A 23392-nucleotide genomic window follows, 5' to 3' on the forward strand; every position below is an offset into this window, starting at 1 on the left:
TAAGCCCTCCCCTTCAACCCCGTGAAATGAGTGACAGCGCAACCGCGCGCGCCTACCGTGCCCTCAAACCACAGGAGACGCACATGGACCTCACCCACATCCTCGCCTTCAACATCGCACTGGCCGCGGCCATCGCCAGCCCCGGACCAGCCTTTCTGGTCTCTGTGAAAACCACCCTCACTGCAGGCCGCCGCGCTGGCCTTGCTGTAGGCGCAGGACTCGGCCTCGTCGCCGCCCTCTGGACACTCGCCGCGCTGATGGGGCTGGAAATCGTCTTCACCGCCTTCCCCTGGGCCTATGTCGCCGTGAAAACACTTGGCGCGCTTTATCTGCTCTACATCGCCTATGGCATGTGGAAAGGCGCACGGGAGCCGCTCGCGCCTTCTGAGGTCAAACCCGCCCGCCATGCCTTCCTGCAAGGGCTGATGATCAATCTGATGAACCCGAAATCCGTACTCTTTGCAGCCGCAGTCCTCGTGGTGATCTTCCCGCCCAACATGACGCTTTCGCAAAAAGGCGCGATCTTTGCCAACCATCTGATCATCGAGGTGATCTTTTACAGTCTTCTGGCCTTTGGCATGAGCACCACCACCGCCCGCAATGCCTACCTGCGCGCCAAAACCCACCTCGACCGCGTGGCCGCACTGGTCCTCAGCGCGCTGGGTCTGCGGCTGCTGTTTGGGCGGTGAACACACACAAAAAAGGCGGCACAAAGGCCGCCTTCACTCGATCAATTGGGTTGCGAGATCTCAGCCACCCGCGATCATCTGGCGCAGCGCATCCGGGCTCAGCACAGTGCCCACAGAAACATTCTGCCCGCCCATCGCGGCCTTAGCAGAGACCACAGACACCAAAGCGGGCGAGTGGCCGTTTCGGCTCAGCGCGAGGATCGGCGCACCTGAGGCGCCGGAGTTTACCTCACAGTTCATCACCAGCGTCTTGTCCTGGCGTGCCAGCACGCGGCAAGGGAATTCCATGATCGGATCATTGCGGTTGGTGATCGTGTAGCTCACCACCCCCAGCAGGTCTCCGTCCGCGAGGTTCATGCCGTATTTGATTGGCATCACTGAATTTTTTGAGATCGGCCGCGTCAGTTTCAGCACCGCCAGATCAAAACCAAGCTGCGCACTGCCCTTGCGGCGGTGCACGTAATTTGGATGCACCGTGGCGCGTGCAACCTTGCCAATCGCCTTGGCTTGACCACCCTTCAGCCCCGCCTGAAACTCCACCGAAGAATCCGACACGCGCTTGCCGCTGCGTGGATCATACAAACAATGGGCAGCCGTCAGCACTGTATCCGGCGCAATCAACGCGCCTGTACACATGGCCTTGCCTGCCACCACCAAGCGCCCCACGGCGCTTTCCCCTGGCAGGCTCTGACCAAGCCGATTGTTCCCCATTTCCCCCAGCGCCACCGATGGCAGCAGCGCTGCCAGAATGGCGAAAACTTTGATGCTCCGCATGGAACCTCCATTGACCGATGCCCCATCTGAACAACGGATCAGGGCAGCAATCGGGCAGAACCGAAGCCATTTGCAGTTCCGATTAATACAACTTTCATCATTTTTGCTCAAAAGTTATCTGTATCTGGCCACCCAAAGAGCGCGGTGAGCCCTTTTTCTTATGGAAAAACCCTCCACGGGTCACAGGCTCAGGGGCGCTACGTCGCCGCCACATTCTGGCCCTGAATCTTACTCAAGCCTTGCAACTAGGTAAAATTCAGCCCATCTCTGCGCCCACGCGCAGACCAATCGAACAGGCCTTTCATGTCCGCTGACACCACTCTGACCGGATTCGTTCCTTCCGTTGACACGCAACGCGCCTATCGCAATGCGCTCAGCAACTTTGCAACCGGCGTGACCGTGATCACCACCAAGACAGCCAATGGCGCGATTGGTATGACCGCCAACTCCTTTGCCTCCGTGTCGCTGGACCCGGCGCTGGTGCTTTGGTCACTGGCCAAAGACTCTCTGCGTTATGCACAGTTTGCCCCGGCCACCCACTTTGCCATCCACGTGCTGCGCGCAGACCAGAAAGATCTGGCGATTGCCTTTTCCAAACGGGGCGATGCTTTTGATCTGATTGATCACGAAGTGAATGCCGACGGCGTCATCTGTCTGCACAACTGTCTGGCCCGGTTTGAATGCGCCACCGATGCGGTCCATCCCGCAGGCGATCACGACATTATGGTGGGCCGCGTCCTGCGCGCCGCGATTGGCGAAGGCACACCTCTGGTCTTTGCACAGCGGGATTTCGGCAGCTTCGCGCCAGAAGCCTAACCCATATAAATGCTTAGTTAATTTGCAACGAAGCGTTGCAAGAACCGCAAAGCGGGTTTCTCGTTTTGCGGGTCCGCTTTTTATTGCCAAAACATCGCTGCCCCCCATATGACAGCCACAAGGACGTGCATCGCAACATCTAGGCTCGGAGTATGCCGTGGATCTTTCAGCCCCCCATCACAAGAACAGCTTTGACGATATGCTGGAGGCCACCGCGCCTCTGGACCCCATTGTAACCGCTGTTGTTCACCCCGTAGACGCAGCCTCTCTGGAGGGCGCATTGGCCGCTCTGGAAAAAGGCCTGATCACCCCGCTTCTGGTGGGCCCTGAGGACCGCATCAAAGCCGCTGCCAAAGAGCATGCGCTTGATATCTCCGCTTGCGAGATCATTGACGCGCCGCACAGCCACGACAGCGCCGAAACAGCGGTGCGTCTGGTGCGCGAAGGCCGTGCGCAGGCGATCATGAAGGGCGCGCTGCACACCGATGAGGTCATGAGCGCTGTTGTGCACAAAACCCACGGCCTGCGCACCGAGCGCCGCATGAGCCATGTCTTCGTGCTCGATGTGCCCGCCTACCCCAAGCCGCTGATGATCACCGACGCCGCGATCAACATCTTCCCTGATCTCATGGCCAAAGCCGACATCGTGCAAAACGCCATCGGACTGGCACAAGCCATCGGCGTGGACACCCCCAAAGTGGCCATTCTTTCCGCGCTGGAAACCATCTACCCCAAGATCCCATCCACCGTTGAGGCCGCAGCGCTCTGCAAAATGGCGGATCGTGGCCAGATCACAGGCGGCGTGCTCGACGGCCCGCTGGCGTTTGACAACGCCATCTCCCGCCGCGCCGCAGACGCCAAAGGCATCAAATCCGAGGTCCCCGGAGACGCCGACATCCTCGTCGCACCAGACCTTGAGGCCGGCAACATGATCGCCAAACAGCTGATGTATCTCGCAGGCGCTGATAGCGCGGGCATCGTTCTGGGCGCACGCGTGCCAATCATGCTGACCTCCCGCGCGGACGGCACGCTCTCCCGCCTCGTGTCAGCCGCCCTGGCGCAGCTCATGGTGCACCACAGCCTTGGAAAGGATCTGATGTGAGCGCCCAAGACGCCTATCTCGTTCTGAACGCAGGCTCCTCCTCAATCAAATACGCGGTCTATGACACCGAGCTTGCGGTGCAACTCTCCGGTCAGGTCGATCGCATCGGCATGGGCCCGCAATATCACGGCGGCGCAAGCGAGATTGATCTGCCCGTCGCCGAGGACGCAACCCACGCCGATATTCTCGACTGGCTGCTGGCGCATATCATGGGGCTGGAAAAGGGTTTCAACATCATTGGCGCGGGTCACCGAGTTGTGCATGGCGGTCAAGAGTTTGCCGCCCCCGCGCGTGTGACCGATGCGGTGATCGAAAAGCTGCGCACGCTGGCGCCGCTGGCCCCGGGGCATCAGCCCCACAACCTCGCAGGCATCGAGGCCGTCGCCCGCCGCTGGCCCACCATCCCGCAGGTGGCCTGCTTTGACACCGCCTTCCACCGCACCCAGCCCCGCATAGCACAGCTTTTTGCGATCCCGCGCGCGCTGTCAGATGACGGTGTGCTGCGCTATGGCTTTCACGGGCTCAGCTACCACTACATCTCCACCCAATTGCCGCACCATCTGGACACGCCAAATGGCAAGGTGATTGTCGCGCATCTGGGCAACGGCGCCTCCATGTGCGCCATGCAGGATATGAAAAGTATCGCCACCACAATGGGTTACACCGCCCTTGATGGGCTGGTGATGGGCCGCCGCTGCGGCGAACTCGACCCCGGCGTGATCTTTCACATGATGCGTGACCGCGGCATGAGCGTGGCGGAAATCGAAACCACCTTAGGGACCAAATCCGGCCTCTTCGGGGTCTCCGGTCTCAGCTCTGACATGCGTGATCTTTTGGCCTCAGACAGCCCAGCAGCGGCTGAGGCGGTAGAGCTCTTTGTCTATCAGGCCTGCAAGAAGATTGGCGCGCTGGCCGCCACCCTTGGCGGGCTTGATGCCATTGTCTTCACCGGCGGCATTGGCGAGAACGCTGCCCCCATACGCGCGCGTATCCTGCAGGGCTGCGCTTGGCTTGGCGCGGATCTCGATGCCGAAGCCAACACCTCCGGCGCAAGCCGCATCACCACCAAAACCAGCCGCCTTGCCGCCCATGTCATCGCGACAGACGAAGAAGGCATCATCGCAGGCGAAACCCAGCGCTTGGTCGCTGCTTAAATCCCTGCCCCGGACCAGCGGTGCGCAAGGCACCGCCGGGGCAGCACCCCCGCCATCAGCGGGGAGATTGGCACCTTCAGAGATCAATCTCCACAACACCGCCCGCCTCTTTGGCACGGCTCTGACACAGGATCACCGAAGTCTCCCGCTGTTTGTTGGAGAGCACAAAATCCCGGTGTTCCACATCCCCTGAAATCAGCCCGCATTTGCACACACCGCAAATGCCATCGGCGCATTTCACATCCACATGCACACCGTTTTCAAGCAGCACATCCGTGGCGATTTTATCAGCCGGAACAAACAGTTCCCGACCATCTTTCAACTTTAACTTAAAGTCGAAATTCTCATACTCCGGCTGCTCAGGCACGTTGAAGTATTCCAGATGCCGCGCTTCTTCGGGGAAACCCTGCCGCTCTGCCGCCGCCATGACCCCTTCCATGTAGCGGTCCGGCCCGCAGGTATAGACATGCCAGCCTTCCTGATACCCGCCAAGGATCGCGTCCAGATCCGCGCGCGTGCCTTTGTCAGAGAAATGGAACACCACTTTATCCGCCCAGGGCATCGCCTTCAGATCGTCGATATAGCCCGCGCCCTCCTCCCGGCTTGCCGAGTAATGCAGCGCAAAGTCGCGGCCCAGATCATGCAAACGGTGCGCAAAAGCAATCATCGGCGTGATCCCGATGCCGCCGCCCATCAGGAAGCTCTTTGTCGCCTCCTCAACCAGCTCAAAGTGGTTGATCGGTTTGGAGACAAACACCTTGCGCCCTTCGCGGAAAATCCGGTGCAGAAGCGCACTGCCCCCGCGCCCTTCGTCTTCGCGCAACACGCCAATCTGGTATTTGGAGCGATCTTTGGGATCCCCCGACATGCTGTACTGGCGCAGAAACTCCGGCGCGACCAGCACATCCAGATGCCCGCCCGCCGTCCATTCCGGCAGCGGCGCGCCATCCAGCGACTGAAACTCATATTTGGTCACATCCGCGGTCATCGGCTCGACCTGAGAAATCTGCACCTGCACCACCGGCGCATCCGCCGCATCCGGCACCACATAGCGGTCAATCACCGAGGTATCCCCCGCCGCCAGCCGCAGCTTGTACTCATCTGCAGAGACCATCGCCTCATAGGCTTTGATCCCGGCTTCCCGATCCATCGGGAAAGGATACGGCCACGGATGGGGCGCCAGCGCCGCCGGATAGACCGCCAGCGTCTGATCCTCATATTTCAGGTCCAGATCTTTCTGCAGATCACGGCGGTTGAGCGGATGTTTGGACGGCCGGTATGCGCCATCCTCTTCCAGCTCAATATCCCACCACCATTTCTTGACGTCATTCAGCCCGCCATTGCCCACCGCATCATCTAGCTTGGCCAAAGGCTTGGCAAGGCTTGGGAAATTGCTTGCGGCCCAGCGGAACGGCGCTTCGGAAAACAGCCCTTCAAGGTTCCATGGGCAGGTCTTCATACAACGCCCGCACATCGAGCCCCCCGGTGTGGTGATCCGGTAGGTGGCACATTTCTGACTGTCTGACTTCCAGATCTCATAGCCGTTGAACATCAGCTTCGGGCCAGCAGTGATAGCCCCGGAGGGGCATTCCCGCGCACATTTGTTGCAGTTCTCACAGAAGTTCTGCAGGCCAAAATCAATCGGCAGATCATGGCTCATCGGCATGTCGGTGGTGACCGCACCCGATTTCAGTCGCGGCCCCAGATAGGGGTTCAGGATCACCTCACCAATCCGGCTCACCTCACCAAGCCCCGAGAGCAGCAACAGCGGCGGTTGCAGCACCTCACCATCCATCACCGTATGGGCCTTGGCCTTATACCCCAGATTGCGGATTTGCTGCGCGATCACGCCGCCCAGCAGGGAGAAACGCAGATAGGCCCGCATGGATTGCGCCACGCTGATCCAGTCATCGCCCGACGCCCCTTCCATGGTCTCATACCCCTGATCAATGATCATGCTGATGGCGTTGTCATGGCTCGGCACAATGGGTGTTCCGGTCGCGTCATGCGAATACCACGCCCATTCCGGGCACCGGCTGAGCCCCACCGCATCCACCCCAAGGAAATAGGTCGCCGCTTTCAGGTTCGCCGCGTTACGCTCTGAATCTGTTGGCTTTTTGACCTCAGCGCTCGCGCCATCCTGCAGCAGCACAAAGGCTCCAAGCGCACGTCTCTGGGCAAAACTCGGCGCGGATTTGCGCACATAGTAACCGCCCTTCGCCGAATCCTGCAGGGTCTTGCCCATGTCCCCGAACTGCGCCCGCGCAAACATATCCGCCCGCTTGGGCACACGCGCCACATTGGCCTCATCAATATAGGTGGTCGGGGTTTCCACCCGCTTCAGCCGTTCAAACGGATGCGCCCCTTTGACATAGTCGCGGTTGCGGTACGGGTCTTGATTGAGCGCGGATTTCGCTGATCCGGTGCCCAGCCACCACGCGGGCCCCTGGGTCTGCGCCCAGGGCTGCGCCCGCATCGGGGCCAGCGCCCCGTCATGGGCCAGCGCCATATCCGTTGTGATCACCGCCAGCCCATAGCGGGTGCCCAGCCAGGGCGCGATCAACTCACCATTCTCCAGCGCCAGCAAGCCCGCTGCCACGCCAACACGCCCCAGATCCACATCGGTGGAGGTCGCGGTGTGCGCCTTTGCGTCAAAGCCCAGAAGCCGGATGTAATTGGCAATCACCACCGCCACTTCGGTGGCCCGCAAACAGGCGCGGTGATCCTGCGCGTCCAAAATCCAATCACTGCCCGGCTCGCCCCGTTCCGGATCACGATGGTGCTCGATCAGAAACACAATCGCGTTCTCATGAGTTTCGATGCTGCTGGGCGGCGCTTCCATACTGTCCTTGAGATCCGCCATAATGACGTCGATCCCCGCCGCCAAAGACTTGATCTGCCGCGTGCGCAACGCCTCAGAAAGCCGGTCGATATCCGGATTGCGCCGCGGGGTGGACAACCGCGCCGCTGCGGGCAGCGGGCCCACGCCCACCATCGAGGCATCGTTGAAATAGCCAAAAGATTTCAGGTGGTTGGAACGCTCAATTGGATCATCCGGAATGCCGGACTGCACCGGATTGACAAGCCCGTCCCGCAAAGCATCCAGCATCGCCTGAAACTCGCCCATGGCGTTGACGATGCTTTCAGGGCGCTCCGGCCGGTGAAAGCTCAAGTCGTAATCCCGTGGCATCCCCGCCACCTCAGGCATCGCGCCGCGCACCAATCGCTCCAGCGGATAGGGGCCAAGATGCACCGGCCGCGCCTTATCCGAAAAAAACTTGATCCCCATCTGCTCCCCATATCAGGCCATTCGGCCTGCCCTTCTTGGCTGGCTTAAACGCTTGCGCTCTGGATAAGCCTCAGCTTTTTGTAACTTTCAACGCCAGTCGGATCGGCGCGAGCCCGTCGATCCCACCTGTGATCACCTGCCCGGCTGTCACCGGCCCCACACCGGCGGGCGTGCCTGTCAGGATCACATCCCCGGCGGTCAGGTGATAATAGCGCGACAGATGCATGACGATCTCTGTGGGTGACCAGACCATCTCGCTCAGATCAGCGGCCTGACGTGTCTCCCCGTCCACCTCCAGATGGATCGCCTGCGCCGCTGGTGCGCCAAACTCCGCAGCTTTTGTCAGCGGCGCAAAGACAGCGGAGCCTTCCACATCTTTGCCAAGCGACCACGGCCTGCGGTTGTCCTTGCCATCCTGCTGCCGGTCCCGTCGCGTCATGTCGAGCGCACAGCCATAGGCATAGATCGCCGCCGCAGCCTCCGCCTCGGTGGCTTCAAACACCGATGCCCCCAGCACAAAGGCCAGCTCCATCTCGTGATGGTAATTCTCGGTGCCCGGAGGGAAATCCACCTCCGCCCCGCTCAACACCGCATGGGCCACGGATTTGGTGAAATACCACGGCGCCTCACGGTCCACCTCCCCACCCATCTCCGCCGCATGGGCCGCATAGTTCCGCCCCACGCAGAAGATACGGCGCACCGGATAGCCCAGCGCCTCGCCCGCAACAGGGAGCGCAAACACCTCTGGTGCCTCAAACAGATAATCTGACATGAAAAATCCCTCCCACGGTGCGTGCGCCAGAATGCGTGAAAAGCTGCATCCCACAGTCATAACGTCATCGCATCGGCGTGCAAAGCAGTCTGAACACTTGTTCAGAGTCAAGGTTTATTTACCGTTGACGCCCTCAACCAAAAGGGTCAAATATCAACAAACCAAAGCAAACACAGTCACTTAGTGAGAATGACCCGAAGGAAATTTCTTACTACTAATAAATTAGTTGACTAAAAATTCCTCTTTTGACAACGTAAGGCATCCGGCTTTCTGCAGCCGGGGATACAACCAATCGGGAGGAAAAGATGCGGAAGTATCTTATCTCCGCCGTCGCGGCATCTGCCGTGATTGCGGGTACACAATCGCTTTACGCCGACGAAGCGGCAGCCAAGCGCTGGATCGATGCCGAATTCCAGCCGTCTTCGCTGAGCAAAGACGAGCAGATGAGCGAAATGCAGTGGTTCATCTCTGCTTCACAACCCTACGCGGGCATGGAAATCAACGTGCTGTCGGAAGGCATTCCGACCCACGGCTATGAAGCCGAAGTTCTGACCAAGGCTTTTGAAGAAATCACCGGCATCAAAGTCAACCACCAGATCCTCGGCGAGGGCGAAGTGGTTCAGGCGGTGCAAACCCAGATGCAGACCAAGCGGAACCTCTATGACGGCTACGTCAATGACTCCGACCTGATCGGTACGCACTCCCGTCTGCAACTGGCCTACAACCTGAGCGACATGATGGCAGGCGACTGGGCGGCGACCACCTCGCCAACCCTGGACCTGGATGACTTCATGGGCACCCAGTTCACCACCGGCCCGGATGGTGACCTCTATCAGCTGCCAGACCAGCAGTTTGCCAACCTCTACTGGTTCCGCAAAGACTGGTTTGACCGCGCAGACCTGCAAGAGCAGTTCAAAGCCAAATACGGCTATGACCTCGGCGTGCCAGTAAACTGGTCCGCTTATGAAGACATCGCAGAGTTCTTCTCCAAAGACGTGAAGAACATCGACGGCGTCGACATCTACGGCCACATGGACTACGGCAAACGCGCACCAGACCTTGGCTGGCGTATGACCGACGCATGGCTCTCCATGGCGGGCGCAGGCTCCAAAGGCGAACCAAACGGTGTGCCAATCGACGAATGGGGCATCCGCATGGAAGCCGGTTCCTGTAACCCGGCTGGTGCATCCGTCACCCGCGGTGGTGCGGCAAACGGCCCGGCAGCGGTCTACGCGATCCGCAAATGGGACGAATGGCTGCGCAACTATGCCCCTCCCGGTGCGGCGTCTTATGACTTCTACCAGTCTCTGCCAGCTCTGGCACAAGGCAACGTGGCCCAGCAGATCTTCTGGTACACCGCCTTTACCGCAGACATGGTGAAGCCGCAGTCTGAAGGCAACAACACCGTGGACGCCGAAGGCAACCCACTGTGGCGCATGGCACCAAGCCCACACGGCCCTTACTGGGAAAAAGGCCAGAAGGTTGGCTATCAGGACGTTGGCTCCTGGACCTTCCTGAAGTCCACCCCGGCGGACCGCGCACAGGCGGCATGGCTCTATGCTCAGTTCGTGACCTCCAAAACGGTTGACGTGAAGAAATCCCACGTGGGTCTGACCTTCACCCGTGACAGCTCTGTGAACCACGAAAGCTTCACCGAGCGTGCCCCGAAACTGGGTGGTCTGGTAGAATTCTACCGCTCCCCTGATCGTGTGGCATGGTCCCCAACCGGCGTGAACGTGCCTGACTATCCGAAGCTGGCCCAAATCTGGTGGCAGCAGATCGGTGACGTGAACTCCGGCGCCTTCACTCCACAGGAAGCAATGGACCGTCTGGCCGAAGAAATGGACATCACCATGGCGCGTATGCAGCGTGCGGATGAGGCCCAGAATGTCTATGGCGGTTGTGGTCCTCGCCTCAACGAGGAGAAAGACGCAGAGTGGTGGTTCGCCAACGGTGGTGCAAAACCAAAGCTGGACAACGAAAAACCACAGGGCGAGACCGTCAACTATGACGATCTGGTTGCCCGCTGGAACAAGAATTAACTGTTCCTCCTGACCTGACACTCCCCGTGTTCATGGTCAAACCGGCCGGGGCTTACCCTTCAAGCCCCGGCCACCTTACCAACACTCCCCTCCTCCATTGCCCCATCTGTTTGGGTACGCTCCACAAGGATCAAAGGTGCATCCATGGCACTTGAACTAAAGAACATTTCCAAGGTCGTGCAGGGTGTGACACACATCAAGCCAACGACCCTGACGTTGAGAAAAGGCCATTTCAACGTTCTGCTGGGTGAAACCGGCGCTGGCAAAACCTCCCTGATCAAGATGATGGCCGGGCTTGACCCGATCGCCTCCGGTCAGATCATCATGGAGGGCGAAGACGTCACCGCGCTGACCACCCAGAAACGCAAGATCAGCCTCGTGCACCAGTTCTTCGTGAACTACCCGCATATGACGGTGTTTGAAAACATCGCCTCCCCGCTGAAAGTGGCGGGCATGGCCAAATCCGAGATCGAAGACCGCGTGGCTGAGGCCGCCGATATTCTCCAGCTTGGCCCCATGCTGCACCGTCGCCCGCATGAGCTTTCCGGTGGCCAGCAACAGCGCTGTGCGCTGGCGCGCGCCATTGCCAAGGAAAGCCGCGCGGTGTTTCTGGATGAGCCGCTGGCCAACCTTGACTACAAACTGCGCGAAGAGCTGCGCGAGCAGCTGCCAGAGCTTTTTGCCGGTCGCGGCGCTGTGGTGGTCTACGCCACATCCGAGCCCGAAGAAGCGCTCCTACTGGGCGGTGAAACCGCGCTGATGGTGGATGGTAATGTGGCCCAATTCGGCACCACTGCTGACATCTACCGCGCTCCGGCCTCTCTCACGGCGGCCCGCATCTTCTCTGATCCCCCCATCAACCACGCACCTGTCACCAAACGCGGCGACGCCATGCACCTTGGCGCGCTGAGCTGGACTGCCACAGGCGAGGCCGCAGGCCTCAAAGATGGCGACTACATCATGGCCGTGCGCCCGCACCACGTGCTGCCCCATGCCCATGACGGCTCCGATGTGGCTCTGAAAGGCCATGTGGGCGTGACCGAACTCTCAGGGTCCGAAAGCTCCGCCCACTTTGATTTTGACGGCAACAGCTGGGTCAGCCTCGCCCATGGCACCCACCCCTACCGGATTGGCGAAGAGCATGACTTCTTCCTTGATCCGACCACCTGTTTTTACTTCGCGCCCGATGGCGCCCGCGTCGGCTGAGGGCAGACAGAATGGCGAAAATCACACTTAAAAACCTCCGGCACAGCTACTACCCCGATCCCAAGGGGCCACAGGACTTTGCCCTCAAAGAAGTGGATCTGGATTGGCAGGACGGCGGCGCTTACGCCCTGCTCGGCCCCTCCGGCTGTGGCAAATCCACACTTCTGAACATCATCTCCGGCCTTCTGGTGCCCTCTGAGGGCCAGATCCTCTTTGACGGTCAGGATGTCACCACCCTGCCCCCGGATCAGCGCAACATCGCACAAGTGTTCCAGTTCCCAGTGATCTACGACACCATGACCGTGCGCGAAAACCTTGCCTTCCCGCTCAAGAACCGTGGCGTGGACCCGGCGATCATCGAAAAGCGCGTGGCAGAGATTGCCGAGATGCTCGAAGTCACCGACATGCTGGATCGCAAAGCGGCTGGCCTGTCTCCGGACAACAAGCAAAAGATCTCCATGGGCCGTGGCCTTGTGCGCGATGACGTGAATGTCGTCATGTTTGACGAACCACTCACCGTGATCGACCCGCACCTGAAGTGGAAACTGCGCACCAAGCTCAAAGAGCTGCACCAGCGCGTCTCCCACACCATGATCTATGTGACCCACGACCAGACCGAAGCTCTCACCTTTGCCGATCAGGTGGTGGTGATGCAGCTTGGCGAAGTCGTGCAGATCGGCACCCCTGAAGAGCTCTTTGAACGCCCCGCACACACCTTTGTGGGCCACTTCATCGGCTCCCCGGGCATGAACGTGCTGCCCGCCGAAGTGAAAGACGGCCAAGCCCTCTTTGCGGGCCGTGCGGTCGCGCTGGAGGGTCCGATCAATGCAGGCGCCTCCGGTCAGCTCGAAATCGGCATCCGCCCCGAATTCGTGCGTCTGGCTGACACCGGCATCCCCGCCACCGTCACCCGCGTGGCCGATGTGGGCCGCCACACCGTGGTCGAAGCCACCGTCGGCACTCACAAGGTCGCCGCCATCCAAAACGGCCCCGCGCCGCAAAAAGGCGACGAGGTGCACCTGCATTTCACCCCGGAACACACCCGGCTCTACGCCGACGGCTGGATCGCAACCACGCCCGCGCAAAAGGAGAGCGCAGCATGAAAACCGAAAACCAAAAAGCCTGGTTCTTCGTCGCCCCGGTGCTGATCCTCGTGGCGTTCAACGCCATCATCCCGATGATGACCGTGGTGAACTACTCCGTGCAGGAAACCTTCGGCGACAACCTCTTCTTCTGGGAAGGCCTCACATGGTTTGAACAGATCCTGCGCTCCGAGCGCTTCCACGCTGCTCTGGGGCGTCAGTTCTTCTTCACCGCCATGATCCTGCTGATCGAAATCCCGCTTGGCATCGCCATCGCGCTCTCCATGCCGCGCAAAGGCTTCTGGGTGCCGGTGTGTCTGGTGCTGATGGCCCTGCCCATGCTGATCCCATGGAACGTGGTTGGCGCGATGTGGAACATCTTCGCCCTGCCAGATATCGGCCTGCTGGGCTATTTCCTCAACCACGTGCTGGGCATCAACTATGACATGACCCAGGATCCCGTGGCCGCATGGGTGACCATCATCACCATGGATGTGTGGCACTGGACCTCGCTGGTGGTGCTCCTGTCCTATGCGGGCCTCGTCTCCATCCCGGACGCCTACTATCAGGCGGCCAAGATCGACGGTGCCTCCAACTGGTCGGTGTTCCGCTTCATCCAACTGCCCAAGATGAAAAGCGTTCTGACCATCGCAATCCTTCTGCGCTTCATGGACAGCTTCAACATCTACACCGAGCCCTTCGTGCTCACAGGTGGTGGCCCCGGCAACTCGACCACGCTCCTGTCCATCGACTTGGTGAAAATCGCGCTTGGTCAGTTTGACCTCGGCCCCGCCGCCGCGATGAGCCTCATCTACTTTGCAATCACCCTCTTTGTGTCCTGGCTGTTCTACACGCTCATGACCAAAGACGACCTGAACTAAGGAGAGCGATCATGCGTAAAAGATCACTCGTTCCAATCCTCTACATCTTCTTCCTGATGCTGCCGATCTACTGGCTGGTGGCGATGAGCTTCAAAACCACAAATGAGATCCTCTCTGGCTTTTCGCTCTTCCCGCAGACCTTCACGCTGGAGGCCTATGTCACGATCTTCACCGATCCCTCCTGGTATTGGGGCTATATCAACTCGATCATCTATGTGTCTCTGAACACGCTGATCTCCATCGCCGTGGCCCTGCCCGCCGCCTATGCCTTCAGCCGCTACCGCTTTCTGGGCGACAAACAGCTGTTCTTCTGGCTGCTGACAAACCGTATGGCCCCGGCAGCCGTGTTCGCCCTGCCCTTCTTTCAGCTCTACTCCGCTGTGGGCCTGTTTGACACGCACCTCGCCGTGGCGCTGGCGCATTGTCTCTTCAACATCCCGCTGGCTGTGTGGATTTTGGAAGGCTTCATGGGCGGCGTGCCAAAGGAGCTGGATGAAACCGCCTATGTGGATGGCTATTCTTTCCCACGCTTCTTCCTGACGATCTTCATCCCGACGATCAAAGCCGGTGTGGGTGTGGCTGCTTTCTTCTGCTTCATGTTCTCATGGGTGGAGCTGCTGCTCGCGAAAACCCTGACAGCTGTGGCCGCAAAGCCCATCGCCGCCACGATGACCAAGACCGCCTCTTCTGCGGGATATGAGCTGGGCCTGCTGGCCGCTGCCGGCACGCTCACCATCATCCCCGGCGCCATCGTGATCTATTTTGTCCGCAACTACATCGCGAAGGGCTTCGCGATGGGGAGAGTTTGATATGCTGAGCTGGATGGCATGGACCTGGCCCACGGCCGCAATCTTCATCGTGCTTTTCTCCACAATCGGCCTGCTGATTGTGCTGGAAATCAAATACCCCGGAGGTGCCGAGCGCAAAGGCGCGCTTGGCCTCGTCACCACCCGAGGCGACCGTCTGTTTCTCACCTGCCTGGGTGGCAGCTTCATCTTCCTGGCGTGGCTCGGCCTGATGGGCGAGCCGCTCTGGTGGCCGCTGGGCCTGGCCATCGGCTGGGGCACCTTCTGCTTCTGGAAAGTCTGATCCGGTCCCGTATCAGACCCCTTTCAGAAGAAGGGCAGACGCTGAACGCGTCTGCCCTTTTTTGACTCATCGCGCCACAGCGCCCGCCAAAGTCTTTACCCCAATGAGGTCTGTTTTGCGCCGCGATCTGCCAGCTTGACGAAATACAGAAAAATTAGCAAAGCCCATGTGATCACATGGCCGGTACGAAACATGTCAAAAGACGCTCGTATCAGTAGAACTGTCGTTCATCGGTACCATTTCGAGCACCATCAGGTCAGGATAAAACTGCGCTTGGCTTGATAGCCTGCAACGATTGATGGGCAAGGCGAGCCGTATATCATACTGCTTCATAAGTCCTTACCGCACTTGTCACACCCTCCCCCCAGATATGCTAACCGGAGGAAAACTCAAGCGCGGCAACGACATCACAATTGAGTACTTAGGACTAACAAAACGATGGTTCTCTTTAAGCACAAACGATGTACTGCAAGGCAACGATATTGACTCGAACAACATGAAACGCAGTTAAACACGACTTACGACACAGTTTTAGAACACAGTTTTGAGCACCTTCCCCGTTCCTTCGACAAGTTCAGAAATTTCTTCCTTGGTCGGTTCGCGACCCTTTGCGTGGCTGCAAACGTTTCGAGTATCCGCCAAACTCTGAGTAAAACGTTCTTGGGCTAGGGTGATGATCCCAGACGTCCTAAGTAGCTGGGCTAAGTCAGAGATACCGGGATTTTTCTTGGCGATTTTGAGGTTGTGGGATTCACGAACATGACTGAGGTGTTTTTCGATTACAACGCCACAAATTGCTCCCGCCGCGCGCAAATACCCTGCCTTAGCCAGAGCTCCGGCAGTCTCAATTTCTGAATCAAAAAGGTCAGCTTGCAGAACCGCTGAAAGGTCCAGAAGTGTCGAATCGAGAGTGTTCTTTGCCGCTTTGACGATATTCAACTGCTGCTCAAACTCTGGAATTGCCGCAGATCCGTCCGCCACTACTTCGTAGCCTCCTCCTCGGGTTATCCTTAGACCTTGCAAGTAGTCCTTTATCATATAGTTTTGGAAATCGATGCTTTTGCGTACCCTCTGATATTCGTAGTAGGAAACGAAATCTGAAAGTCGATCAGGCAAAACTTGCTTGATAACCGCTTGGGCTTCTGAATACCATTTCTGATAATCTACCCTGAAAGATGGCAGCTCTTTAAGATAAGTAGCCACCTTTTCTTGATCGTTATCATATAAATGATTGAGTTCAGCCTCAAACGTCGATTTTTCGCACTCATGCCGAAGCGCCATATTAAGCTTGTTTCCCTCATGAATAAGCCCATTCAAGACATCGGAGAATTTCTTTGTTCTTTCAGACATTACAACCTCTTGATACTACTCAGGGCGACAATTGCACCATTTCAATCACCTCTCAAGTGTAGTTCCGAATGGGTTTCTAATGCCCAGTCACACAACTTATGGCGTATCTCGGCTCTCGGAAAGCTGAACTGCAGTACTGAGCCAAGCGCTGAAAGGGAGGTCCGGGCCGCGCTTCAAAGTTTGCAAAGCTCGCTCTATGCGCATTGCGTCCCTCCATCCAAAGCGCAGGCTCATCTAGTACTTTCGCAGGAGGCCTCATGAACAGCGGGATCGCAAACTTCTTTTTCGCCCCTTTTTCGGACAGCCCATCCAAGACTTCCTCTTGCCCCAAATATCCCGGGGTAGCCCATCGCAGATGTGGCAGGGGCAGCGCCCCTAAACCGTCACACCACGTGCGACGATACCAAATCGTCAGTTTTTCTCCCAACGCAACACGCAACACTTTTGCCCGTTTTCAGGAAAAACGACTCAAAGATTAACACCCTCAGTCACGCCGAAATGGCACCTACGCAACACAGCCGCGATACAGACGCGATACCGACGTCCCTGCAGATGGTTAACGCCCCGCTGTGATCCTCTCACAACGGGGCGTTTTGCGTTAACCTTTGACCGGTTTTGGCCTTTGTTTTGCCTTTGGCCGTTCTGGGCGTTTTACCAGCTGCGTTGCGCCAGTGTGTTGAGCTGGTTGAGCCGGTCCAGATTGGCCACCGTGCTCAGCATGATCCGCTCATGGCTCCAGTCCTCAGGCTCTGCCAGAGAAACCGCCCCCACCAGCACACAGCCCGCCATCACGATAGACAGCACCGCGCCAAACAGCACCGCCTCCTTGGCCGGCGCGTCCTGATCCTGTGCGATCTCCAGAATGCGGTCCTTCAACATCGAGCGGCGCGACAGGAACGGCACCCGCCGCCCCACCAGTGGCACGCCAAAGGCCGCTGGCTGTTGTGAGGCCTTGGCACTGCGCCGCGCAATCTCCAGAAGCCGCAGCGCATAGGTGTGGGCATCAAAGCCTTTGCGCGACAGATACGCCCTATCGCACGCCAGTTCACCAAGCTTGCGCAAGCGACTGGAAAGAAACCAGAAACCGGGATTGAGCACCGCCACAGGAGAGATCAGGGAAAGCAGAACTTCCGCATCCACATCACCTTGGCGGATGTGCTGCAGCTCATGGCCAAGCGCCATTTGCACGGAAGTTCGGTCGCGCAACATCGCCTCGGGAAGCACCACGTAATAGTGCCAGAACCCACGGGTCGAAAAGGGCACGCTCACGGTTGGGCTGGCCACAATCCGGCAGCGTTTGGTGTGATGCACCACACGGCCCTCGGTGATCGCAAGACGGATGCGCCCGACGTTCAGAAGCAGGTAACCGCTGCGCGCAATAAACGCCGCGATGAAAGCTGCGATCAGCACCTGCGCCACGGTCGAGCTCGCGGTGGCCACCTGTGCCATCCAGTCGGTCTTGAGCGCCAAAAGCTGCTGCATCTTATGCGCGCTGATGTCGAGATTACCGTTCAGAACCTGCGAAACCAGAGCGTCCGTTGCATTAACGCTGGCGGCATAGGGAGATGATACAAGATAGGGCGCCACCAAAGGCAACACCGCCAGACAAGCAATCACCGCCATCCCCATCCGACGCCGGGTATAGTAGCTCCGTCGTCGTCCAGACAGGACCAATACGCCTTCGAATGCACCGAAAACCAACGCGGCCAACAGGATCACAAGCTGTATCCAGATCGCCCCCCCTACGATTTGATCAACCGTCATCCTTTCTGATCCTCGTTTCAATGATCTCTTTGATTTCCTGGATCATCTCATCTGTCAGGTCCTCATTATCCACCAGTCGCGCAACAAGCGCCGTCGGGGTTCCTCCAAACAAGGTCTTTGACAGGTTTTTCAGGCTGCGACCTTCATAGTCGCGTTTCGCAACGGCCGGGGTATAGACCAGCGCCCGGTCTTTGCGGGCGGAGGTGACAAACCCCTTCTCGTCGAGAATTTTCATTACGGTGGCCACCGACGTATAGGCGCGTTGGCTCTGGCCCTCCAAGGCCGCCATAATATCGCGCACCGAGCCAGACCCGATGTCCCAAAGGGCAATCATAAACTCCAGCTCAACATCGGTGAGCATTTCACTGCGTCGACGTGCCAATTGGCCACTCCGTACCTTCATAACTAGGAAATTAGTACTGCAGATCCCCCTCATCTCAAAGCAAAAACTTGAGCCCCTCCCAAAGAGCCCGCGATCTCAGGCTGATTAACGATTTGCAAAGGAAGCAGGGGTTATTTTAGGCACTTAAAGTTTCGAGAATTCACTGTTTCTGTGCTCCAATCAGGGGTGCGCCCACAGGAGCCTGACATGAAACGCTGCCTCGCCACCGCCATCGCATTTGCCACATTTGGCCTCAGCACACAGACTTCTGCAGAGGTCACCCCTGCCCCTTTCACGCTCAGCGTGGGAGAGTCGGTTCTGGGGCACACGTTTGAAGCCGGCTACCGCTTCAACAGCCGATTTGGCATGCGCGGCCTCTACGGGGACGGCAGTATCTCCGTCGACACCAGCCTTGAGGGCAATCAATATGATGGCGATGTCAGCCTGGGCGGGTTTGGCCTGATTTTTGACTACTACACCAGCGGCAACACGTTCCGCCTCAGCGCCGGTGCAGTGACGCTGGATCACCGTTTTGACGGCGCCACCAGCGGCAACATTGTGGTCAATGGCACCAGCTATTCCGCCCCTCTCAACCTCAGCGCCAGCTTTGATCAGTCCCTCGCACCTATGATTGCGCTAGGAGTGCAAACGCCGATCAGAAACAGCCGCTTTGTCTTCACCGGCGATCTCGGCGTGGTCTACACCGGCGGCGCGACTGCGTCGGGCAGCGATCCGACAAACACGATTGTGCAATCCGACATCGACGCCGAGCTCTCAGACATCAACAACACGCTGGACGACCTCCCAATCGCCCCGTTCTTAAAGGTCGGCATCGGGTTTCAGTTCTGAGGACTGACAACGTCGCCAGACAGCGAGGCGGCTACGCAGTGCGCAACGCAGGCAAAAGCCGCAACGACCTGCGATTTGTCACCGCCAACCCGATCTCGACGAATTGCCCAGTACCGCAATCTTAGTTTTCTATCCCCGGCTCAACCCATTCATTTGCGCAATGAAATCTGCCAACATTGGCAAGTACCGATCTCCCTGCCCCGAAGCCTCCATCGCGGCAAACCCATTTCGTACATCAGCCTGTACCGGGGTGACAGCTCCAACACTGGCAGCCAAATTCGCCAGATACCGCATATCTTTATGGGCGTTTGTGATAGAAAAGCGATGCGCGTTCTCATCCCGATCAAGCGTCCATTTCATGAAGGTATCGTAGAACCCGTTGGACAGACGACCAGGCCGGATGATGGAATCTACCTGCTCCACAGTCAGCCCGGATTTTTCCGCGATGGCCAAAGCCTCAGAGTACAGCGCCGCATAGCCCAGAGAGATGAAGTTGTTGATCAGCTTCATCTTATGGCCCAAGCCGACATCCCCCAGATACACGGCCAGTGAAGCCCAACAGTCAATAACCGGCTTGATCCGTGCAAAGGTCTCAGGCGTCGCGCCAACCATTGTGTCCAAAGTGCCCGCTTCGGCCTCCTTCGGGGTTTTGGCCAGCGGCGCATCGGCCAGATCCATACCAGCAGCGCGCAGCTCTTCTGCCAATTGCATGGTGGAGACCGGATCCGAAGTCGAGCAATCGACGACGACCACACCCTGCCGGCCTGAGGCCAAAATCCCATCAGGTCCGCGCACCAGCTCTTCAACCTGGGGGCTGCCAGAGACACACAGGTGGATGATGTCGCATTGGGCAGCCAACTCTTTCGCGGATGTCACTTCGGTCGCGCCACGCGCCAGCAGATCATCGACAGGCGCGCGGTTGCGATGACCCATCACAACCAGCTGATAACCTTTCTCAACGATATTCTTGGCCATGCCGTGCCCCATAAGGCCGACGCCTATAAATCCTACAACAGGTTTGGTCATGTTCTTTTCCCTTGTTGGCAGCGCATCATGCGTCAGATGATTGCGACCACAGATTCACATCCCCGTTCGCAGACAGCTGATCAATCTCGGCCAATTCGTCAGGCGTGAACTCCAAATTCTTCAACGCCCCCACACAATCGACGATCTGTTCAGGTTTAGATGCACCAATCAGGGCTGTGGTGATCCCGCCATCGCGCAAAACCCAGGCCAGTGCCATTTGCGCCAGTGTCTGCCCGCGCCTTTTTGCGACGGCATCCAACCCGCGCAGATTTTCAATGGTTGCCTCTGTCAACAAATCTGCGTCGAGCGATTTTTCATCCGCCGCACGACTGTCCTGCGGGACGCCATTGAGATATTTTCCCGTCAACATGCCTTGTGCCAAGGGTGTGAAAACGATGGAACCGACACCCAGCTCTTGCAAAGTCTCTTTCAATCCATCCGTCTCAATCCAGCGATTGATCATATTGTAGCTGGGCTGGTGAATGACACAGGGTGTTCCAAGGTCTTTCAGAATGGCCACAGCCTCACGCGTGCGTTGCGAATTGTAGGAGGATATCCCGACGTAAAGCGCCTTACCGGATTGCACAATCTGGTGCAGCGCACCCATGGTTTCCTCCAAAGGCGTGTTGGGGTCGAACCGGTGGGAATAGAATATATCAACATAGTCCAGCCCCATGCGCTTTAGGCTCTGATCACAGGACGCGATAAGCTGTTTGCGGCTGCCCCATTCGCCATAAGGGCCCGGCCACATATCATAGCCAGCCTTGGATGAGATGATCAGCTCGTCCCGGTAGCCTCTAAAATCTGTTTTGAGGATCTCGCCAAAAGCCACTTCAGCACTGCCGGGTGGCGGGCCATAGTTATTCGCCAGATCGAAATGGGTAATCCCAAGATCGAAGGCCGTCCGGCAAAGTTGCTGCTTCAAATCATGCGGACGATCATGACCGAAGTTGTGCCACAGGCCAAATGAAATCGCAGGCAGTTTCAGACCGCTGTTGCCACAATAGTTGTAAATCATGTCGTCGTAGCGCCCCGCATTGGGCACATAAGGACCATTGGCCATAACCGGGTTTCCCTAAGCAATGAAAGTATCAAAAGAGCATGCGGCACTTGCCCTAAAAGGCCTGCGCCACAGGCAGATCGCTGATGAAAACATATGCTACGTATGGTGGCTGCTCAAATGTCTTTAATTGGGTTATTGTGCAGTTTAGAACATCTCGGAGCTCCCGCATGGCACGACCAGACAGAGTATTCAAAACAACCATCAACGCGGCGCTGGATCGTGTTTTGTCCGGCCTCACCATGACCAATAAATCCGCACTCTCCAGAGATCTCGGCGTCAGCCGCACCACAATCCGCGCCGTTCTGGCGCATCTTGAACAGATTGGAATTCTTGACGGCGCAGGTCACGTAATACGCGCGCCTGAACCGGCCGACTACTTTCCGTCATCCGAAACCATGGACGTCCGCGAAACCTTGGAGGCTGCGTTCATGCGTAAGATACGCGAGCAGGAATTGACCCCCGGCGCCCGGCTGGTCGAAGGCCAGTTGGCCCGTCAGTTCGGCGTCTCCGTTCAGACCCTGCGCGAGTTCATGATCGGCCTAAGCCGGTTTGGATTTGTCAGAAAGGACCACCAGCGCCGCTGGGTATTAGAAGGAGTTACTCAGAAATATGTTCTGGAGCTTCATGAAATTCGCGCATTGTTTGAAACGCGTGCAGTCGAGAAAACCTGCGACATTCCTGATGACGACCCATTTTGGGGCGGCTTACGTCGGCTCAGGCAAGAGCATTCTGCGTTTGTGTCACCTACCGCCAAAGCCAGCCTGCATTTTCCGGCATTGGACACTGAGTTTCACCGTTTCATAAACGCCGCTGCAGACAACCGCCTGTTTATCGGGTTTCAGGACGCGATCGCCATGATCTTCAACTATCACTATCTTTGGCCAGTAAAAGACCAAGGCGAACACGATCAGGCCGCCGCGCGCGATCATCTGGCCGTAATGGATGCGCTGATGCGCCGCGACAAAGACAAAGCCAGGCAGGCGATGCAAACCCATCTAGACGCAACACGCACCCGGTTCATGAGCAACTTTTGAACTTTGTGTTTGTGACCCTCCAGAGTGCCTTAACAAACAACCTAGAGTGCCCTCGAACAAATTCGGACTTGACGCAACGCTGCCGCGCCCTTGCACGCATTCCTGCAGTTCGCTGCGCAGGTGCGCGCTCAAAGAACAGCAGAACTCACCAAACATCGGGCTTAGCCATGTATTGCGGTGCCTGCACCAGTGACGGATCTAGAAACTGGAGATAAACAAACCGGTAGACCCAAAATCAGGAGGCCACCAATGCCCGCGCTTTTGTATCACTGTCCGTTCAATTGCTCGCTCGCAGTGCGTTTCGCGGCCGCGGAAGGTGAAGTTCCGCTGGATATCGACCTCGTTGACTTTGCAACAAAAGCGTTGGCTTCGGGAGGCTCCCTTCTGGATGTGAACCCCTTAGGGCAGGTATCAACCTTGCGCCTTGAGACAGGAGAACTGCTCACAGAGACCACTGCCTGCCTGCTTTGGGTGCAATCACAAGCTCAGACAGACATGCGCGTTCCTGCGGACAATCCGGAGTATTTTCAATTGGTCAGATGGGTAAGCTTTACCGCCACAGAACTGCACAAACAGATCTTGCGCGTGGTGTTTTATCCGGAAGCAACGGACCAGGTGAAAGACAACTTCCGCGCGCTCGCGCCGGATCGTCTGGCGCTTTTAAACGCGCATCTGAGCACACACGACTTCCTTGTCGGCAATCGCTTTACAGTGGCAGACGCCTATCTTGTCTGGTTCCTCGTGCTTTCAGAACGCGCGCAAGTGCCAATAGCAGGCTATCCGTACCTGGAGGCCTTTTTCGCAAGGCAAGTAGCCCGCCCGAAGATCGCGGCTCTGATTGCCGAAGATGAGGCCGCCCGCGCTAAAGCGTAAGTTTATAATGCCTTGCACGAGCGCTGTACTCAGTGGGCAGCGCAATTCTTTGCGCAGCCCAACAACACCGAAAAATGAAAATGGGGTGGCGCGTACCCACCCCGTCGATAAAAAAACCGCGTGCCAACCCTACTACCCAGACCGAGACAGCAGCT

21 protein-coding genes are annotated in these 23392 nt (G+C 57.8%); 13 read left to right on the top strand and 8 right to left on the bottom strand.

The features are described 5' to 3' along the window. Positions 1 to 83: 83 nt before the first annotated feature. Positions 84 to 689, top strand: a complete 606-nt coding sequence (locus ACO07T_RS15350; RefSeq protein ID WP_422050115.1) for a LysE family translocator — start codon at positions 84 to 86, stop codon at positions 687 to 689. 60 nt (positions 690 to 749) lie between these two features. Here the strand turns inward: ACO07T_RS15350 and ACO07T_RS15355 are convergent, their stop codons facing one another. Continuing rightward, positions 750 to 1463: a trypsin-like serine peptidase gene (locus ACO07T_RS15355; RefSeq protein WP_422050116.1), complete on the bottom strand. Its 714-nt coding sequence runs from the start codon at positions 1461 to 1463 to the stop codon at positions 750 to 752. Between the two features lie 303 nt (positions 1464 to 1766). On the opposite strand from ACO07T_RS15355, the gene ACO07T_RS15360 reads away from it, so the two are divergent. From ACO07T_RS15360 to ACO07T_RS15370, 3 genes are all read left to right on the top strand, one after another. Beyond that, positions 1767 to 2279: a flavin reductase family protein gene (locus tag ACO07T_RS15360; protein ID WP_209062169.1), complete on the top strand. Its 513-nt coding sequence runs from the start codon at positions 1767 to 1769 to the stop codon at positions 2277 to 2279. A gap of 157 nt (positions 2280 to 2436) precedes the next feature. Continuing rightward, positions 2437 to 3381, top strand: coding sequence for a bifunctional enoyl-CoA hydratase/phosphate acetyltransferase (locus ACO07T_RS15365; RefSeq protein ID WP_422050117.1), 945 nt, complete (start codon positions 2437 to 2439; stop codon positions 3379 to 3381). Beyond that, the gene (locus ACO07T_RS15370; RefSeq protein WP_422050118.1) at positions 3378 to 4535 is read left to right on the top strand and encodes an acetate/propionate family kinase; all 1158 of its coding nucleotides are present in this window, start codon (positions 3378 to 3380) and stop codon (positions 4533 to 4535) included. The genes ACO07T_RS15365 and ACO07T_RS15370 overlap by 4 nt, the downstream gene beginning before the upstream one ends. A 76-nt stretch (positions 4536 to 4611) precedes the next feature. On the opposite strand, the gene ACO07T_RS15375 is transcribed toward ACO07T_RS15370, so the two are convergent. Both ACO07T_RS15375 and ACO07T_RS15380 read right to left on the bottom strand, forming a co-directional pair. Continuing rightward, the gene (locus tag ACO07T_RS15375) at positions 4612 to 7824 is read right to left on the bottom strand and encodes a 2Fe-2S iron-sulfur cluster-binding protein (RefSeq protein ID WP_422050119.1); all 3213 of its coding nucleotides are present in this window, start codon (positions 7822 to 7824) and stop codon (positions 4612 to 4614) included. 70 nt (positions 7825 to 7894) lie between these two features. Further along, positions 7895 to 8596 carry a fumarylacetoacetate hydrolase family protein gene (locus ACO07T_RS15380; RefSeq protein WP_422050120.1) on the bottom strand — a complete coding sequence of 234 codons (702 nt, stop codon included), beginning with the start codon at positions 8594 to 8596 and terminating at the stop codon, positions 7895 to 7897. Positions 8597 to 8901: 305 nt separating this feature from the next. Here ACO07T_RS15380 and ACO07T_RS15385 point away from each other — a divergent pair, with 305 nt between their 5' ends. The 6 genes from ACO07T_RS15385 to ACO07T_RS15410 all read left to right on the top strand — a co-directional run bounded on the left by ACO07T_RS15385 (position 8902) and on the right by ACO07T_RS15410 (position 14896). Beyond that, a complete protein-coding gene (locus ACO07T_RS15385) occupies positions 8902 to 10638 on the top strand; it encodes an ABC transporter substrate-binding protein (RefSeq protein WP_422050121.1) in 1737 nt (578 codons plus the stop codon). Between the two features lie 144 nt (positions 10639 to 10782). After that, a complete protein-coding gene (locus tag ACO07T_RS15390; protein WP_209062159.1) occupies positions 10783 to 11844 on the top strand; it encodes an ABC transporter ATP-binding protein in 1062 nt (353 codons plus the stop codon). 11 nt (positions 11845 to 11855) lie between these two features. Then, positions 11856 to 12947, top strand: coding sequence for an ABC transporter ATP-binding protein (locus tag ACO07T_RS15395; RefSeq protein ID WP_209062157.1), 1092 nt, complete (start codon positions 11856 to 11858; stop codon positions 12945 to 12947). Then, entirely contained in the window at positions 12944 to 13807 is an 864-nt protein-coding gene (locus ACO07T_RS15400) for a carbohydrate ABC transporter permease (RefSeq protein ID WP_209062155.1), read from the top strand. Before ACO07T_RS15395 ends, ACO07T_RS15400 begins: the two co-directional genes overlap by 4 nt. 11 nt (positions 13808 to 13818) lie before the next feature. Further along, positions 13819 to 14616 carry a carbohydrate ABC transporter permease gene (locus ACO07T_RS15405; protein WP_209062153.1) on the top strand — a complete coding sequence of 266 codons (798 nt, stop codon included), beginning with the start codon at positions 13819 to 13821 and terminating at the stop codon, positions 14614 to 14616. A 1-nt stretch (position 14617) separates the two neighbouring features. Further along, on the top strand, positions 14618 to 14896 hold the full coding sequence (locus tag ACO07T_RS15410) for a DUF2160 domain-containing protein (protein WP_209062152.1): 279 nt from the start codon (positions 14618 to 14620) through the stop codon (positions 14894 to 14896). A gap of 531 nt (positions 14897 to 15427) precedes the next feature. Here the strand turns inward: ACO07T_RS15410 and ACO07T_RS15415 are convergent. The 3 genes from ACO07T_RS15415 to ACO07T_RS15425 all read right to left on the bottom strand — a co-directional run bounded on the left by ACO07T_RS15415 (position 15428) and on the right by ACO07T_RS15425 (position 18392). Next, positions 15428 to 16246, bottom strand: a complete 819-nt coding sequence (locus ACO07T_RS15415; protein ID WP_422050122.1) for a hypothetical protein — start codon at positions 16244 to 16246, stop codon at positions 15428 to 15430. A 651-nt stretch (positions 16247 to 16897) separates the two neighbouring features. Further along, entirely contained in the window at positions 16898 to 18010 is a 1113-nt protein-coding gene (locus ACO07T_RS15420; protein WP_422050123.1) for a M56 family metallopeptidase, read from the bottom strand. Continuing rightward, positions 18000 to 18392, bottom strand: coding sequence for a BlaI/MecI/CopY family transcriptional regulator (locus ACO07T_RS15425; protein WP_247738717.1), 393 nt, complete (start codon positions 18390 to 18392; stop codon positions 18000 to 18002). The genes ACO07T_RS15420 and ACO07T_RS15425 overlap by 11 nt, the downstream gene beginning before the upstream one ends. Positions 18393 to 18599: 207 nt before the next feature. Here ACO07T_RS15425 and ACO07T_RS15430 point away from each other — a divergent pair, with 207 nt between their 5' ends. Further along, positions 18600 to 19241 carry a hypothetical protein gene (locus tag ACO07T_RS15430; RefSeq protein ID WP_422050124.1) on the top strand — a complete coding sequence of 214 codons (642 nt, stop codon included), beginning with the start codon at positions 18600 to 18602 and terminating at the stop codon, positions 19239 to 19241. 129 nt (positions 19242 to 19370) lie between these two features. Here ACO07T_RS15430 and ACO07T_RS15435 read toward each other — a convergent pair whose 3' ends face one another. Then, positions 19371 to 20267, bottom strand: coding sequence for an NAD(P)-dependent oxidoreductase (locus tag ACO07T_RS15435; RefSeq protein WP_422050125.1), 897 nt, complete (start codon positions 20265 to 20267; stop codon positions 19371 to 19373). A gap of 25 nt (positions 20268 to 20292) precedes the next feature. Then, a complete protein-coding gene (gene mgrA / locus ACO07T_RS15440; RefSeq protein WP_422050126.1) occupies positions 20293 to 21330 on the bottom strand; it encodes an L-glyceraldehyde 3-phosphate reductase in 1038 nt (345 codons plus the stop codon). A gap of 83 nt (positions 21331 to 21413) precedes the next feature. Between mgrA and ACO07T_RS15445 the strand changes: the two genes are divergently transcribed. Beyond that, positions 21414 to 22364 (top strand): GntR family transcriptional regulator, encoded by a 951-nt coding sequence (locus ACO07T_RS15445; RefSeq protein WP_422050127.1) that lies wholly within the window; start codon positions 21414 to 21416, stop codon positions 22362 to 22364. Between the two features lie 249 nt (positions 22365 to 22613). Then, the gene (locus tag ACO07T_RS15450; protein ID WP_422050128.1) at positions 22614 to 23237 is read left to right on the top strand and encodes a glutathione S-transferase family protein; all 624 of its coding nucleotides are present in this window, start codon (positions 22614 to 22616) and stop codon (positions 23235 to 23237) included. The last annotated feature ends 155 nt before the right edge of the window (positions 23238 to 23392 follow it).

Origin of the sequence: Shimia sp. (assembly GCF_965227725.1) — a bacterium.
Classification (GTDB): domain Bacteria; phylum Pseudomonadota; class Alphaproteobacteria; order Rhodobacterales; family Rhodobacteraceae; genus Shimia.

Bases quoted from the DNA above. Each gene is read 5' to 3' on its own strand.
- ACO07T_RS15410 (WP_209062152.1), top strand. From the start codon at position 14,618: ATGCTGAGCTGGATGGCATGGACCTGGCCCACGGCCGCAATCTTCATC.
- ACO07T_RS15375 (WP_422050119.1), bottom strand. From the start codon at position 7,824: ATGGGGATCAAGTTTTTTTCGGATAAGGCGCGGCCGGTGCATCTTGGC.
- ACO07T_RS15350 (WP_422050115.1), top strand. From the start codon at position 84: ATGGACCTCACCCACATCCTCGCCTTCAACATCGCACTGGCCGCGGCC.
- ACO07T_RS15415 (WP_422050122.1), bottom strand. From the start codon at position 16,246: ATGTCTGAAAGAACAAAGAAATTCTCCGATGTCTTGAATGGGCTTATT.
- ACO07T_RS15385 (WP_422050121.1), top strand. From the start codon at position 8,902: ATGCGGAAGTATCTTATCTCCGCCGTCGCGGCATCTGCCGTGATTGCG.
- ACO07T_RS15450 (WP_422050128.1), top strand. From the start codon at position 22,614: ATGCCCGCGCTTTTGTATCACTGTCCGTTCAATTGCTCGCTCGCAGTG.
- ACO07T_RS15380 (WP_422050120.1), bottom strand. From the start codon at position 8,596: ATGTCAGATTATCTGTTTGAGGCACCAGAGGTGTTTGCGCTCCCTGTT.
- ACO07T_RS15400 (WP_209062155.1), top strand. From the start codon at position 12,944: ATGAAAACCGAAAACCAAAAAGCCTGGTTCTTCGTCGCCCCGGTGCTG.
- ACO07T_RS15445 (WP_422050127.1), top strand. From the start codon at position 21,414: ATGAAAACATATGCTACGTATGGTGGCTGCTCAAATGTCTTTAATTGG.
- ACO07T_RS15405 (WP_209062153.1), top strand. From the start codon at position 13,819: ATGCGTAAAAGATCACTCGTTCCAATCCTCTACATCTTCTTCCTGATG.
- ACO07T_RS15435 (WP_422050125.1), bottom strand. From the start codon at position 20,267: ATGACCAAACCTGTTGTAGGATTTATAGGCGTCGGCCTTATGGGGCAC.
- mgrA (WP_422050126.1), bottom strand. From the start codon at position 21,330: ATGGCCAATGGTCCTTATGTGCCCAATGCGGGGCGCTACGACGACATG.
- ACO07T_RS15420 (WP_422050123.1), bottom strand. From the start codon at position 18,010: ATGACGGTTGATCAAATCGTAGGGGGGGCGATCTGGATACAGCTTGTG.
- ACO07T_RS15430 (WP_422050124.1), top strand. From the start codon at position 18,600: ATGAAACGCTGCCTCGCCACCGCCATCGCATTTGCCACATTTGGCCTC.
- ACO07T_RS15390 (WP_209062159.1), top strand. From the start codon at position 10,783: ATGGCACTTGAACTAAAGAACATTTCCAAGGTCGTGCAGGGTGTGACA.
- ACO07T_RS15355 (WP_422050116.1), bottom strand. From the start codon at position 1,463: ATGCGGAGCATCAAAGTTTTCGCCATTCTGGCAGCGCTGCTGCCATCG.
- ACO07T_RS15360 (WP_209062169.1), top strand. From the start codon at position 1,767: ATGTCCGCTGACACCACTCTGACCGGATTCGTTCCTTCCGTTGACACG.
- ACO07T_RS15395 (WP_209062157.1), top strand. From the start codon at position 11,856: ATGGCGAAAATCACACTTAAAAACCTCCGGCACAGCTACTACCCCGAT.